The organism is Hespellia stercorisuis DSM 15480 (assembly GCF_900142165.1).
Lineage (GTDB): Bacteria > Bacillota > Clostridia > Lachnospirales > Lachnospiraceae > Hespellia > Hespellia stercorisuis.
This window is the reverse complement of the sequence record NZ_FQZY01000056.1, coordinates 11,978-28,475: the sequence shown is the minus strand read 5'-3', so window position 1 is coordinate 28,475 and position 16,498 is coordinate 11,978. Positions and strand designations below refer to the sequence as shown.

At 43.3% G+C, this 16,498-nt stretch carries 8 protein-coding genes; all 8 read right to left on the bottom strand.

Going from position 1 to position 16,498, the window contains the following annotated elements; all coding sequences use genetic code 11:
* Positions 1–90 precede the first annotated feature (90 nt).
* Positions 91–2,121: a hypothetical protein gene (locus tag BUB85_RS22750; RefSeq protein WP_242945454.1), complete on the bottom strand. Its 2,031-nt coding sequence runs from the start codon at positions 2,119–2,121 to the stop codon at positions 91–93.
* A 77-nt stretch (positions 2,122–2,198) separates the two neighbouring features.
* Entirely contained in the window at positions 2,199–3,302 is a 1,104-nt protein-coding gene (locus BUB85_RS15685; protein WP_073112210.1) for a DUF5688 family protein, read from the bottom strand.
* Between the two features lie 6 nt (positions 3,303–3,308).
* Complete coding sequence (locus tag BUB85_RS21790) at positions 3,309–3,449, bottom strand: hypothetical protein (RefSeq protein ID WP_200803582.1); 141 nt, start codon at positions 3,447–3,449, stop codon at positions 3,309–3,311.
* 77 nt (positions 3,450–3,526) lie between these two features.
* Positions 3,527–9,856, bottom strand: a complete 6,330-nt coding sequence (locus BUB85_RS15680) for a SpaA isopeptide-forming pilin-related protein (protein WP_073112208.1) — start codon at positions 9,854–9,856, stop codon at positions 3,527–3,529.
* 65 nt (positions 9,857–9,921) lie between these two features.
* Positions 9,922–11,994, bottom strand: a complete 2,073-nt coding sequence (locus BUB85_RS15675; protein ID WP_073112206.1) for a DNA topoisomerase 3 — start codon at positions 11,992–11,994, stop codon at positions 9,922–9,924.
* Positions 11,995–13,416, bottom strand: a complete 1,422-nt coding sequence (locus BUB85_RS15670) for a CD1107 family mobile element protein (RefSeq protein WP_330392353.1) — start codon at positions 13,414–13,416, stop codon at positions 11,995–11,997. It lies immediately after the preceding gene.
* On the bottom strand, positions 13,376–13,672 hold the full coding sequence (locus tag BUB85_RS15665; RefSeq protein ID WP_073112222.1) for a DUF4315 family protein: 297 nt from the start codon (positions 13,670–13,672) through the stop codon (positions 13,376–13,378). The genes BUB85_RS15670 and BUB85_RS15665 overlap by 41 nt, the downstream gene beginning before the upstream one ends.
* Positions 13,673–13,713: 41 nt before the next feature.
* Entirely contained in the window at positions 13,714–16,485 is a 2,772-nt protein-coding gene (locus BUB85_RS22490) for a CD1108 family mobile element protein (protein ID WP_073112224.1), read from the bottom strand.
* Positions 16,486–16,498 lie beyond the last annotated feature (13 nt).

The window sequence follows — 16,498 nt, the reverse complement described above, 5'->3', positions numbered from 1 at the left end:
CCAATTACCGAAATAATATCGCAAAACAGGTTTTAAAAATTCTCTGTTTTGTACAAAAATTAATTAGTTCCCCAAGGGGGTTCTGAACAGTTACAAATATTCATAGATACGATTACGACCACCGGCGATGATGCCCCCTTTTCTTAATACTGCATCAATCTCATCCTGTGTGATAAAAGAAAGTTCCAATCGTTCTACCTGCTGTTTCTGATCCCGCCAGGACATATCCCGCTGCAGGTCACGAAAACGGCTAAAATACACTGGATTGTTCTGAATTTCCCAGCGATGATATTCCCCTGGATTTTCGTCCATGTCTTTCTGCAAATATTCAAACCGCTCATAGATTTCCTGAATAGCTTCCGGTTCAAGCCAGTAATCCTGAATGATTTTCTGCCACTCCTGATAAGACAGTCTCTCATCTGGATTTTTGTTGGTATCCCGAAAATGGAGTGCTAATTGGAGACTTGTTTCTTCCCGTTCTTTTTCGATGGCATTGTTAGAAATGCTGTTGGAAACATAATTTCCGTCCTCATACATATCCCGGATACGGTCTGCCGCTTCTTCCCACGTAACCATACGGTCAAAATTCCTTTTGGCTGAATCTCCCCGTCGGATACGAATACCATCGCTGTCATACCAGATACTGATTTTTTGTCCATGGATGGTAAATCCTTTTCCACCAGTACCATACTCACTGATCAGAAAGTTTCGCATGTCTTCGTTATCCAATCCTTCAATCAGTTTTGCCGTAATATGGAAAAGTGTATTTCCTTTTCCGCTTCCGGTACGGAGAATATCATTTACCACATCATCTGAAATCAAAAAAGCGGCTGGCTGTGTGAGTGCAGCTGCCGCTTTTCTGATTTCTCCTAACTGTTCTTCTTCCGTAGGGAACAGACTTAACTGTAGATAATCTCCTGAATCACCAGTTCCTCTGCCTGTGCTTTGATCTGGTTCATGTGTCTGGTCCATGCCATTGTGTCCGTCATCTTGTCTGGTGCCGGATCTTTCTCCAGCAGTTCTGCCATCAGATTGTCTACTTTCTGTCTCGCCTGCTGGTCGATCTCCATCAGATGGCTGTCCAGTTTGTTCTGTAAGGTCAGAATGTTGAATCTGGCGATTTTGTGGTTCCGCAGATATTCTTTCCGCATCATCCCATACTTCCCGATTGTCCCTGATGTCTCCTCCAGACTGATATCCGGGATCTGATACTCTCCGTTCTGGCTGTAAGTGATCTCTCTCATGCTCATGTTCCTCCTTATTTTCTTCTCTATCTTCTTTGTTGGTTATTTTACTTTCACGAATTAACGTGTTAAATTCATTATAAGGGACTTCTTTCTCTTTTGCAAGTGTTTTCAGATCTTTTTCCAGATCAGTCATCACATATCTTCCAATCTGCATCAGCACCGGCTTTGCAAGCTCATTCACGGAACTTCCCAGATGTCCCATGACTTTCAGACGGTTAAAATCTGTAATATATCGGAAATCCTCTGCATCCAGATACTCCTGCACATCCAGGCCACATCGGTTCAACAAAAGATACCAGGTACTGTTAATCATCAGTTCCCGGAATTCCACTTTCTGATTCTGTACATCCAGATCTTCCAGAAATGTTCCTCCTACATCCAAGTGCATTTCATCAAAGGCATCCGGAAGCCAGTCCTGTACACTTTCGACTGCCGCCTGATGCAAAACTTCTGCAAGCCCGCCCTCCGTTTCTTCCAGGTTGAACTGTTCCTGCAGGTAATCTGCAACAAGGTTTTCTCCTTCCATGGGAAGATTCCATAACTGCGGATCTTTGCCAAGATTCCTTACCTTGTAAGTATCCTGTACATCAAAAACATATCTCAGCTTTGTTTTAGGTCCCGATGTATTATCAATCAGGGCAATTCCTTTGGAACCTTTCTTGATCCAGCGGTACATCTTCTGGTTCCAGATTTCCATAGATGCCACTGCTGTTGCATCTGGACGCTGTGCATAGATAAGAATCTGTTCCGGAAAAGTGTACCGGTACAGCCTGGATGCAGTATCAAGGAACCGCATCCACTCCTGCGGACTGGAAGCAACATCTTTCGCCACTTCCTCCGTCAGCTGTTCCATTGCGTATAATTTATTTGCCATTTGTTCCTCCATAAAAATTTGAGGGATTGCATGTCACAATCCCTCTCCGTTACTTCATTCTTTCTTTTTAGCTACTCTTATAAAACTGTCGCAAGATCTCTGGATTTATCCTTTGGGATTTTGCTTGCCTCTTTTGCTTTCAACTCATTTTTTGCTTTTTCCAGTTTCCCATGAATACCACCTTTTTCGGTGACTTTTTCATCTTCCATTTCCGCTTCTTTAGCTTTTTCCAGACGTGCTTCCCTTCGTTCCGCATTTTCCAGTACAGCCGTTTTTCCATCGCAGAACTGCACTTTATCAGAAAGACGCTCCTGCGGTTCCACCTGTGTTTCATTCACTTCCTGCACCATCTGGTTTAACGCAGGCACTTCAAACATTCCATTATCCGGCAAAATCAGAACCTCATGGATGGATGATGGAAGGACAAAATAATCACTCCCCAGGCACTCTCCGATCTGTTTTCTGATATCCTCCTGAAGTAAAAGAGATGCACCGTTCATTTTGGTTTCATTCGTCAGGCAGAACATTGGATTTTCTATAGTTTCCATATCCAGTTTATGATTCAGAAGATTCTCCGGCTCCTCTCCGCCAAAAACCATCGAATTTATGATTTCCTTCATATCCATCAGAACCGCACCCCTGTCTTTGTCCGCTGCTGTTGCATCTGCATGAATCTGCTCTGCTGTCACTCCCCATGTTTTCATCAGATTAACGGTCACAGGAATGCTGGAAGTGCCATGCTGATCTTCTTCCAAATTGATCGTGTAGTACGCTGCAAAATCTCCATGTTCGGTATACACTTTATCTGCCAGACGATCCTGATTCCATTCCGGATCACAGATTCTTACCTGTAACTTATCCTTCATTTCTTCATAGTTACGGATATCTGGTAAGCCAAGATTCACATATGCCGCCATATCCTGCAGCTCAATTCTCATGTCTGCCACATCGCCCACACAGGAGTCCAGAGGCTTTCCATTCAGATAATCCTGATACATAGAATCAAGATATATGGATGGAACTGCTCGCTGAGTGCCCTCTGGAATCGTAATTGCTGTCAGATTAACACCATTATTCTTAGCGATCTCCTGTAATTTAATCTCCGCATTTTCATAAGTCTGTGGCAGATAATTTTTCACATTGTTCTTAATATATTCGTAAAATTCTTTTCTGTTCATCATACGTCCTTACCCCTTTCTAATCATGTGCTGGTTCATTCTCTTCTTATTGACCATCTGCTCCGCTTTTTTCTGATATGCCATCATTCTTCTGAAAGCTCTCTCCTGATTTTTTCTTGCAACCTGTCTTTTTTCCATTGTTTTCATCATAATTTTCAATTTCCTTTCTTCTGTGATTTTTTATTTGAAAAGGGAGCCCTGATTCAGGGCCCCCTTTTAACACATTGCTATTTTCTGTTTTTCCTTTTTGTAATACAAAGTCCTGTCATACCACCTACTGAAATAAGTAACAGCAGAATCGGCAGCCAGATATTTGTGTAATCACCAGTTTTCGGTGCATCAGATACCTTTGTTCCTTCATAGGACTGCGGTGTATCCGGTGTGCTCGGTGTTTCTGGAACTTCCGGTTTCTCATTGGTCAGGTTAAAAGTAACCTCCACTACCGGAGTGCTGTCATCTGCATAAGCAAATGTGATCTCATGCTTTGTCTGATCCAGTGTATATCCATCCAGTGTTTTGGTTTCCACCAGATAATACTTGATAGCCGCATCATATTTTCCATTTTTAAAGGTTGCAATCTCATACAGTTTGCTTTCGGCATGACCGGCAGCATCTGTTTTTAAGGTTTCCAAAACCTTTCCTTTGCTGTCCCGAAGTTCAAATTCTACTCCTTTCAGCGGTTCTCCAGAAGTTTTATCTGTCTTATTGAGAATCACTTTTCCCTTTGCAGTATCATCCTTCATGGCAACTTTCTGAATTTCTGCGGTATCTTTTACTTCAAAAGTCACATCTGAAGTCAGGATAAATCCCTTTGGTGCCTGTTCTTCACGAAGTGTATATTTTCCAATCGGAAGTTTTTCAATATAGTGAGCTTCTTCTGTAGAAGTCCAGCTCTCTACCACCTGATCGTCTTTATCTAAAATCGTCAGTTTCGCACCCGGAATCTCTTTATCTCCTGTAATGTCAGTCTTACTGATCTGTACTTTTGTAACATCATCCTTCATCTCATGCTTCTGAACTTCTGCTGTATTTTCTACGGTAAACTCAATACTTTCTGCTGTTACATAACCGTCTGCCGGTTTTGTTTCTGTCATGGTGTATTTCTTACCAACAACCAGTTCCTTGATTACATGGGATTCTGTGGTAGATGTCCATTCGTCCACAGTATTTCCTTCGGCATCTGTCACTTTCAGGTGTGCACCTGGAAGTTCTTTACCAGTAGTCAGATCTGATTTTGTCAACTCTACAGTTGTCGGCTGATTCTCAAAAGTAAAATCATAGCTTACTTCTGCCTGATCTTCTCCAGCATAATCAAAAGTAAATTCCTGGATTTCTTCTGTTGTTACGAATCCAGCCGGGGCACTGATCTCTTTTACATAGTATTTTCCATCTACCGGAAGATCTGCTGTAAAAGTAATCTGTCCATTTTCATCCGTAGCTTTCTGCTCAATCAGAGTATCCTTCTCAAGCAGTACATCCCCTTTGGCATTTTTGATATCTTCTTTTGTATAAAGACCAAATACGCCACCTGCAAGGACACGATCTGTATCTTTTTCTTTTTTCAGAACCGTTACTTTCACTTTCTGACGGGCATTCTGCCATTTTTCATCGTAAGTGATGACCGGTGTATCCTGGTCACGATAAGACAGATCCACATATCTCGGCTCACTATCCAGGACATATCCATGAGCAGTTTTTACTTCTTTCACATAATATTTTCCTGCCGGAAGATCTCCCAGCTGTGCAATACCATTGGAATCCGTTGTGATCGTTCCTACTTTTTCGTCTGCCTTAAAATAATCTTTGCTGACGCCATCTGCAGCCTTGATATCCTCAGCAGCAAATACATCAAAGGTAACATCCTGAAGATTTCCGGTCACATATTCAAACAGATGCTCTACGGTACCTTTTACATTGTCAAGAAGGGTTACTTTATCCAGAAATTCACCGTTTTTGTTGATGATCAGAAGTCCGGTCGGCACTTCATCTTTCATTTCCACCTTCTGAATCTCTGCGGTATCCTCAATCTTAAATTTCACATCGGTTGCTTTCAGGTATCCATACGGGGCAATTTCTTCACGAAGCGTATATTCTTCCCCTACTGTCAGACGCTTGATCACATGCGGCTCATCTTTTACAGAAGTCCATTCATCTACAATGTTTCCATCCTTATCCAGAACCATCAGTTTCGCTCCATCCAGTTCCACTCCTGTGGTCAGATCGGATTTTGTTACCTCTACGGTTGTTGGCTGGTTCTTTTTCACTGCTTTCAGTTTCACGACTTTTACGTCCTGTCCCTGATAAGAAGCATCAAATTCCAGAATCTCATCAGATGAAACAAATCCAGCAGGAGCTTTTAATTCTTTCACATAGTACTGTCCAAGTGGCAGATCCAGTGTGCAGTAAGCAATACCATTCTGCTCAGATGTCATTTCCTGTAACAGGGTATCCGCTTTCACAATCACTTTACCATCTGCTTTGATATCATCCTTATTATAAATACCAAATACGGCACCTTCCAGAACCGCACCATTTTCTGCATCCTGTTTTTCTACCTTGATGGCTACTTTCTGTCTTTCATTTCCAACCGTCACTTCCTGTTCGATCACAGGTGTGTCCTGATCTGCATATACAAATTTTACTTCTGATCTGTCTGGATTCAGAACAAAACCTTCCGGCGCTGATTTTTCTACCACATAGTAAGCACCAAGCGGCAGATTTTCTGCAACTGCTTTTCCGTCCTCTCCAGTGGATACCGTTGTCACGAGTGCATCTTTTGCATAAATGAGCTGTCTGTTTCCATTCTCGTCTTTCTGATAATCCGGTGTAAAAATATCTTCTGTAGCATAAATATTGAATTCTGCACCTTTCAGATATTTCCCTTCATAAATGAAATCTTTCTTAAAGCCTGTCAGCATCTCACCTTTTTTATAGATGGTCAATTTTCCCTTTACCGGGTGGTTCTCATAATCTACAGTAATGATTGCATCACCGCTTTCCGCATCCATCTGGTATGCAGTATTGGCATCTACAGCAATCTCCACATAATTCTTATTGATTGTGTACCCTTCCGGTGCCTGAATCTCTTCGATACGGTAATGACCGATCTTCAGATTCTTCGGCATAATCAGATAACCCTGACTGTCTGTAAAGTAGGATTTATGCGTTGTGGTCACTGGATACGTTGTCACTTGCTCCACATATTTCTGGTTGTCCAGGTCATACACTTTAAACTCTGTTCCTGCAGATAAAACAGATTTCTTTGTTTCATCGTCTTTTTTCACGATTTTCAGTTTCGCCTTGAATTCTTTGTCCAGAAGGACTCTCCAAACCTGCGGCTCATTCGGATGATTTTCGGTAATAGTTACTCTGAAATCGTCTACCGGATGATAATTGTGAGGTGTAGTTGTCTCTCGAACAATGTAGCTTCCAAATGGCAATGGAATACTGCACGCATAGCCTCTTTCATCCGTGAAAATCTCAGTTGCTCCATTCTCACCGATAACTACCGGTGTTGCTTTTTCAAAATCATAGCTTCCATCTGCTTTCTTTGTCAGGGAAGATTCCAGATAAGCGGTAAAGCCTGCCCCTGCCAGCAGATCAGCATCTGTCTTTCCATTGTTGGCTGCTTTGATAATCTGGAATGGCTGTTTGATCACCTGCTCACCAGAAGTACATTCCCGCTTCACTTCCGCAGTCATGTCTCCTTCATAGTTGCATTCCAGATCATGCTCCTCGGTGTCTGCCAGATATCCGGTTGGCGGTGTGATCTCTTTTACATAGTACTTTCCAAGATACAGACCATCTACAGATGCCTGTCCTTTTTCATCTGTTGTAAGGGATGCAACCTGTTCGCCTGCTTTATAGATAATGCCGGTTGCTCCGTCCGGGTGCACAATATCTTCACGAGCATATAAGCCATAAACAGCTCCCTTTAAAACAGCATCGCCTTGTGGAACGGCTTTTCCAGTCTCTTTATCCACTTTATAAAGATTGATCTTTGCAGTCACACGATCATTGCTGAACGTATGGGTGAAAGATACTTTTGCTTCTTTGTCATTGGTGTAAGCAAATTTGAAGCTGTAAATATCCTCTGTATTTCTTACATAACCTTCCGGTGCCTGGTCTTCTTTTACAGAATAAGTGTAACCGATTGGAAGATCTGCTGTGAATTTTGCAGTACCGTCTGCTTCTGTAGTAACTTTCTCAATCAAAGTGCCTTTCTTTACTACAATGTTTCCATCTGCGTTAGCAATATCATCCGCAGCATACAGTGCGAAAACACCACCATCCAGAGGTTTCTTTGTATCTTTATCCTGTTTGACTACCGTTACCACTGCTTTCTGTCTCTCATTGTTAAAGGTTACATCTGCAAAAACAACTTCTTTATTCTGTCCGGCATAACTCAGAGTGACAGTCTTTTCTTCCCCGCCATTGTAAAAATTCTCCGGTGCCTGTGCTTCTTTTACTACATAAGTTCCAAGATGCAGATTTTTCAGTGTGACAGAACCATTTTCTCCAGTTGTCAGATTTTCTCTGACCAGATCACCTTTACTGTAAACCTTAGTTCCATAAGCTGTTACGATATCAGCTCCTGCATAAACATGGTAAACAGCATTTTTCTGTCTTCGGTTCTCATAATGGAATGTAGTACCATTCTCATTCACATCTGCTCCGGTAAGCACCTGACCTTCTTTATAGATAGTAAGCTCTGCCAGCTGTTCTTTATTTTCCACTGTAACAGATGAAGTCTTTCCTGCGACAAGTTTTACATTTGTTGCTGTTGCATTTACAGCATATCCCTGTGGTGCTGTAATTTCTTTAAGGTATACTGTATCCTGCGTTTTGATGATTGTTACGGAAGATCTTCCATTTTTGTCTGTTTCCGGCATCTGTGTAATCAGATTTTTACATTCAGGATCACTATATACGCCAAATACAGCGCCTTGTAAATTTACATCTGCGGAATCATCCTTTTTCACAATTTCAATCGTTGCCTGCTCAACCCAGGAAACTTTAAAATCCACATATTTTTCATCAGTTACACCTTCACCAAATACTAAAGCAAGATCCTGCGTGTCTGATCCAGTCGTGATTTTGTAAGCAGAATAATCTTTTGTAATGCTTCCTTTCATTGTGGAAGACCAACTTTCAGCTACATCACTTACCTGTGTCAATGGTGCAGACAGATAAAACTTTGTGCCGCCACACACTTCAACACTTGCTCCGGCTTTACTTGTTGTTCCTGTTGTCAGATTATGAAATTTTACACCTGCAGGAAGTTTCATGGTAATTGTCTGTAATACATCCGCATTGAACGTAATATCTTTTGTTCTCTGCGAATTTCCGTCAACATACGCTTTCACATTTGCATCGGAAAATGACATCGCTACATCCGGAATTTCCGGCTGGGAAATACAATAATTATAGAGTTTTTTTGCAAGATTCTGTGCGGTACTGTTTGCTCCGGAAAAAGCATCACCACTTCCATTCGCATAAGATGCTGCCAGGTGTACAAGAATAAATCTTGCTCCGGCACTTAAATTGCCATAGCCATTTTCTTCGGTGAAAAAGCCTTCATCACCAGAAGCTTTTGTTCCATAATAACAAACCTTTGCAAGTGCTTTTCCATCTCCAACCTTGCTGATTGTGTAATTGCCACTTCCCGGTCCTGGTTTGGATGGCTGCACGCAGTATGCTGTCGCTGAAACATTTCCAAACTGTACTGTATATTGGTAAGTCAGATATGATCCATAGCCATAATCTGCATATCTGTATAAGGTACCTCTGGTAACAGATACCTTCTGTGTACTTCTGGCACCTGTAGATGCCAGAAACGTAATTGTTTCTCCTGGAGCCATATCATATAAATCAATTCCTGTTTCCTGTGCCTGCTCCATTGCATCTGAAACAGTTAATCCAGTTTCTGAATCAGTCGTATTCTCAGTATCCTCCTCCATATCTGGCAAAAGTTCTTCAGCCTGAGAATTAAACGAATCCAGTTCAGCATCTGTTATTTCTTCCACATTCTCCGTATCCGAATCAGCTTCTGCATCCTCTGCTTCTTCCGTCTGCTGATCGGTTCCAGAAGTCTCTGCTTCTGTCACTGCGTTTTCGTTACCAGCTTCAGACTGCATTGTCGCTGTATTCTCCCTCACGATCAATTTTCGGCTAATCTGATACTTCGGATGCTCCGAATTGACTGGTTCCACATAATAGACAGCTTTATAAGTGTCTGCATGGGCAGTGGTAAAGTCCTCGTTATTTTCGTTCTTCGCTTCTTCAAATGTGACTTTTACCTTGTTATCATCCCTGATTTCCAGTCCGATATAATCTGATTTCACATCAAAGTTGCTTCCAACCTCTACTTCATAATCCTTTGCAGTAACCACTTCATCCTCGTCCAGAAGATCTTTTACCTCTTCATAAAGAGGTGGCTTTTCATCCGGTTTCATCTCCGCTGCATAAGCTGTCATCGGGGATAATACCGTACTTAAAATCGTCATCCCTGCCAGTAATCCAGATACGATTCTTCTCAAATTTCCTGTTTTTCTCATGCTCAGGTCCTCTCTTTCATTTATTTGTATCAAAACAGACAGCCGCATGGCTGCCTGTCATACACTTATCGTTGTGGAAAATACAGATTGAACTTTACATTTCCCTCTCCGGGATCAGCCATTTCCACAGTTGCTTCATAGGTTCTTCCTGTTTTCCTTGATACCAGATCCTTATAATGGATTTTCCCTTTTGACAAAAATTTCTTTGCTGCCGCTTTATCCATCTTCTTTCCCTGGCTGGCAAGGAATTTATCATTCTTCCATAAAGTAAAATCACAGTTGCGGTCAGAACAGTAGAAATTTACTTTTCCTTCCCTGACCTCTGCCCCGCATCTGGGGCATTTACCAACGACTTCACCTTTCGCCTTGCCTTGAAATTCTGATTTCTTTTCTTCCGATATTGCCTGATATCTTGCTACCAGCTCCTGCATCAAATCAGTGATTCCTTTTAAGAACTCATCAGCGGTCTCCGTATTTTGTGCGATATGGTTCAATGCCATTTCCCACTCTGCTGTCATTTTCGGAGATTTTATTTCATCCGGAAGCACTGTAATCAGAACATTTCCATCATTGGTCGGTACAAGATTTTTCTTCTCCCGCTTCACAAAACCAGACTGGATCAGCTTTTCAATGATTGCTGCCCTGGTTGCCGGTGTTCCAAGTCCTTTCTTTTCGGTATCTTCCGTCAGTTCTTCATTCCCTGCCCGTTCCATTGCAGAAAGCAAAGTATCTTCTGTGTACTGTTTGGGTGGCTGGGTGTCATGTTCCGTAACAAAGGAATCACATGGTCCGTAATGTTTCCCTTCCCAGATATCCAGTTCTGCTTCTTCTGGCTCTGTCTTGATTCCAAAGAACTGTTTCAGCTGTTTTTCGATCGTCCTGAATCCTTCCTGCTCGATTTTCCTTGCAGACAGATAAAAAGTATGATAATTACAGGTAATCTGGCACTTATGACTCTCATAGCTATAAGAATCTGCCGTAGCCAACAGCACTCTTGCACTGATCAGATACAAAATCTTGCGGTTTCGTTCTTTCAAAGCATCAAGATCTGCCTTCTTCACTTCCATCGTGGGAATGATTGCATGGTGATCGGACACCTTTTTGGAATTTAAAACCTTCTTTACATCTGGCTGTATCTTCATTTCTTTTGCAAAAGGAAGTTTTCCAGTCAGCATCTGAATCAGAGCTTTCGTACTTTCTCCCATTTCATCGGTCAGATACTGGCTGTCAGTTCTGGGATACGTTACCAGCTTCTGCTCATACATTTCCTGCACAGCGTCCAACGTCTGCTGGGCGGTATACCCAAACATCCGATTTGCTTCCCTTTGCAGAGTAGTCAGATCATAGAGCTTCGGAGGTCGAATGGTCTTCTCTTTCACTTCGTCCTTTTCTACCTCACACATCCGCTCAGAACAGTCTGCAGCTACTTTTTCTGCTTCTTCCTTTTTCTGAAAATGCTCGGTAACTGCATCCATCTCATCAAACCGGATATGGGCAACATAGTATTTTTCTTTCTGAAACTCCTGAATCTTCTGGTTCCGATCCACGATCATGGCAAGCGTTGGTGTCTGCACTCTTCCAACTTTCAGGTTCTGATTGTACAGAACTGAAAAAAGACGGCTCGCATTGATTCCAACCAGCCAGTCTGCCTTTGCCCTGCAAAGTGCTGACTGATAGAGACTGTCATAATACGAACCGTCTTTCAGAGACGCAAATCCTTCTTTAATTGCCTGCTCCTCCATCGAAGAAATCCATAACCGCTTCATCGGCTTTTTACATCCTGCCTGTTCATACACAAGCCGGAAGATCAATTCACCTTCCCGCCCGGCATCTGTCGCACAGATCACTTCATCGACATTGGAATCGTTCATCAGCTTCTTTAATACTCCGAACTGCTTCTTTGTACCTTCCAGAACTTTGTGTTTCCAGCATTCCGGTACGATTGGCAGATCATCATATCTCCACTTTCTGTACTTTTCATCGTATTCCGCTGCATCACACAAACCTACCAGATGTCCTACGCACCAGGAAACGATATATCCGTTTCCCTCCACATATCCATCTTTTCTGCTTCTGGCTCCTAATACCTGTGCCAGTGCCATCGCAACCGATGGCTTTTCTGCTATCACTAACTTCATTTATTCCTGCTCCTCTTCTTCATCTTCCAGAATAGCATCGTCAAAATCTTCATCTCGTAAGATTTCCGGTTCTGCCGGTTCTTCCTGCTGTTCGTCTGCATCATCAACTTCTCTTTTTTCTGATTCAGAATCTTCGGACTCATCTTCATCGTCTTCCAGCTCATCGTCGTCATCATATTCATGCTTTGGCTTATATACCTTAAAATACCAGCCAGCTCCTGCCACACCGACAACAATAATTCCAATCAGAAGATACGTTCCAACGGAGCTTTTCTCTTCCGGCATCTGCACTTCTTCCTCTTCTTTATCCGGTGTTTCGGTCGGTTCCGTTGAGGTTTCTTCTTCCGTCTGCTTCTCCGGTTCTGCATAAACCGTATCAACCTCCGGAAGTGTCACAGAATCGGAAAGGGTAAAGTTCATCAGGTCTTTTTCACTGACTTCTGTAAGGAAATACACATTATCCTGAGCTTTGGAATTATCGACGATCAGATAAAAGATTTTCCCGCTCTTTGTGGAAATGGTGTAAAACTCCTTGGTATCTTCTGTCCCGGTCTTGGTAACAGTCTCTGCTGTCTCGCCTTCCTGGGAAAGCTGTTCCTCAATGCCTGTTACGGTACGTTCATCTACCGTTCCTTTGGCATCTGTCGGCTGACTTGCCTGTGCATCCTGCGGAAGTGGTGAAGTGGTGGCTTCTGCTGTTCCAGTTTCTGCATTTGTGGTCGTTGTCATTCCACCATTATTGTCACTGGCTGCGTTCTGCTTTTCTGCCTGCTTAACTGCCCATTCATAATAAGGATTCTGCAGAACATACTTTTCAGAAGTATTTCCAGCTCCGTCCGTAGCAGTAATCTCAATCTGCTTTGTTTTGAAATCCTTTTGCGTCAGCTGGACTTTCAGCATTCCATCTTTTAATTCTGTATAGGTTGTCCCGTTCACAGTGATTGCCGCAATGCCAGACACCGTATCATTTCCCTGAATCGTCAGGACTCCATCGGTAAGAGATGCGGAAAGTGTCGGTTTTTCTGTGTCATAACATTTGATTGATCGGTTCTGTTCATAGACATTTCCATCCCCATCTGTTACCCTGACATATACCGTTTTATTGCCATCAATAGAAATGCTGCCGTTGCCTGTCACATCCTGCCAGCTTCCATCCTTTCCAGCCTTTGCCTCAATCTTTGCAACCGAAAAACCTTCCGGCATGTGACTGGCATCAACGGTAATCGATACCGTTGTATTCCCCTGTTTCCAACCATCCGGTTTTTCAATGGATATTTCTGGTGATCCGTTCTCCGCAGCATATACATTCTGCATCTGCAGTATCGGAGAAGTCAGGCAAAAAATAGTTGTTGCTGCAAGCAGTCCCTTTTTCAGTCTTCCTTTAAACCTCTTCCTCTGCTTCATTTTCTCTAAATTCATCATCAGGCTTCGTTTCCTCCTTCTGTATTTCCACCCTTCCGGGTAACTCTGTTTTCATTCTCTTTTTAAATGCTTCCAATTCCGGAATACTCATATCCATCGCCCGGATAATCCGTACAATCTCCAGATTTTCCGCTTCTGTCTTAGCAATCTCCGCAGCCTTGAAACGCTTTAAATCCGCTTCATATCTGGCTTTGGAGACTTCCATCTTCTCTTTGGCTTTTTCATAATCAGCCGTTGCTTTTTCAAGACTTTTCATCTGATCTCCTTTCCGGACGGCGGAACCCACCGCCCTGTCTTTTACCATCGTCCAAATCCATAAAAATGGCTCTGCCAATACGGGGAATTGATGGACGTATACTGCACCGGATGTCCACAGTGGATCATCTGACCATTCCCAACATAGATTCCAATGTGCGTCACCGGAACCCCTGCATCATAAGTGCCGGTAAAGAAGATCAGGTCGCCCGGCTGTGCATCCGATTGGGAAACCGGCGTACAGATATCATATAATCCCTGTGCGGTCAGTCTTCCGGTGTTTCTCACTCCCGAATTAGTCAGACAGTAACTAACGAATCCCGAACAGTCAAAACCGCTCGGTGAATAGCCACCCCAGACATATGGTGTTCCAAGATATCTTGCAGCTTCTTCCAGTAGCCGCTGTGCCGCTTCACTGGTGTATTCATTACCGCCAAAAATGGAACCTTCCCCTGTTTCCAGATAAAAGATCGGGTTTAACCGCTCCCCGTTTTTCAGAAGTTCAATGTGAAGATGACTGCCAGTGGAATTTCCAGTGCTTCCCACCAGACCGATCTCGTCTCCTTTTGTGACTGCAGATCCGGCAGATACAATCCGGCTACTTAAATGTGCATAGCGAAGTTCATAGCCTTTGCTGTCTTTGATGACCACATAATTTCCATAGCTGTCGTTGTAAGCAGAGGTCACAACCGTTCCGGTCAGCCCTGCCATTACTTTACTTCCTTCCGGTGCCCCGATATCCATTCCATTATGAAGCTGGTTTGCTCCGGAGATCGGATGAATCCGATAACCATAGTAGCTTGTCACACTGGAATACCAGTTAAACTCCACCGGTGTCGCAAACATCTGTAAGTTACCTTTTGTATCGTTATAGGCACTGAACAATTCCTTCTGGAAAAATCCAAGCCTGTCCTGACAGATTGCCATCAGGTTTCCGCTGTTCAGTGTCACATTCAACACATCAACCTTTCTTGTTCTGGTCACTTCCACTTCCTGACTGCCATTATCGTCTGCCAGATAGCACTCCCAGGTCTGATGTCCATGGGCAGATGCCGCCGCATGATTGTCATAGTAAACATCAAACTGGACACCGTATCTTGCAAATGCTCCGGTATCCTCTACGGTATATTCCACCCCATTCATAACTACCTTCGTTCCCATGGGAACAAAAGGATCAGAAGCATCCACCGCAAGGGTATGGCTGGCTGTCGGATATGCCCCACTTGCAGTCGGTCCGCCGCTCCATATGCCACAGCAGATCGGACAATTACAATAGCCACTTGTCACCACCTGTCCAAGGGACTCTCCGACTCTTACAGTTGTTGTCTCTGTTACAGTTTCATTAACTGCCTCAGTTTCCAGATGATATTGCAGTGCAAATAAAGCATCCAGCTCCGGTTTTACCTGCTCAAAAGTAAATTCTTCATATTTTGCAGACAAGTAGCTGATCAGCACAAACGGATCATGCTCAATCGGACCGATATTGTACCGGTATTCTTCATGCCCCGGTTCTTCGGATTCCATGTTGTTGATCCGTTCCTGCAGGTTTGCTTCCAGCTGTGTGTAATAAAGCTCCGCTTCCCGAATAGCTTCATCTGAGGAAAGATAGCTGGTTCCGGTATAAGTAATCAGATTCTGAAGGAAAAGAGAAGAACAGGAAGTCACATTGGTCATGATCAGCATCATCAGTCCAATCAGAACTGCCACGCTTATATACACTTTCCGATTTTCTTTAAAGAAATTGGTCACTTTACCACCAATCTTCTTGATATAGTCAATCGTTCCCTTTGCTGCTGTTCCTGCCGCCTGCTCACTATGCTTTGCTTTAGCATAATCCCGCTTGATTCGCTGTTTCTGAATCAATTTTTTCAGTTTCTTCTGCTCCTGCTTCTGGGCAGCCTGCCTCTCCAGGCTGCTTCGCTTTCGGGCAGTCCACTGTTTTCTCCATCGGGCGCTCTTCTGTTTCAGGCGGTATGCCCCTTCCGCTCCCTCTTCCAGCTTATGGGTACCTTCCACCGCTGCATTGTCATCCTCATTCTTACGGATTTTCCGATGCAAGGCTGCAGATGCTGCTCCACTGGCTTTTTTCAAAACTTCTGCTTTCTTTTCGCAGTCAGATTCTTCTGAGCCAAACTTCAACCGGGATTTTTTCTTTCCCACATTCTCATCTGCGTGTTCCTGATAAACCTTCTCTTTTCGGGAATGTTTCTTCGGTGCTGTTTTCTTTTTTGCTTCCTCATAAGACAGCTTATCCGCTCTCTCTTTTTGATTCTGCTTCCGGAAATTCACCCCATCCGCATCCATCTGATTGAACTTTTCAGTTTCTTTTTCCCCTTTTACGGAAGCTCCTGTTTCCTCATAAGCAAATTGAAGCCGCTGTTTCTGCTTCGGTTTCTTACTGCCACCATTCTGCTTTCTGCGGCTGTCCCCTCTGCTCTGGGAAAGTTCCACCTGTTTTTCTTTCAGTCTTCCAGATTCCGTTGTGGAATTTTCCTTCTCTCTGGCAACTTTTCCAGATTCCCGGCGAACCATCCTCTGGTTTCTCTGTTTTCGGCTCTCCTGAGCTGTTTGCTGTTCTGCTCGTGCCGTAGCCGGTGCATCTCTGGAATTTTGTACAGAGGAGCGGACATTTTTTCCTCTTTTATCCGCTTTAACTGGGGGCTTATCAGACAAGTTAAAATCGTCCTTTCCCTTTTTCCCCATCTGTACATCACTGGCACGACTGCTGACACGAACAGAAGATTTTTCTGTCAGGTTTTCTTCCACAAGACCGTCTTTCGTCATCTTCTGGACTTTCTTATCCCTGACTTTCATTCTCTGTTCTGCC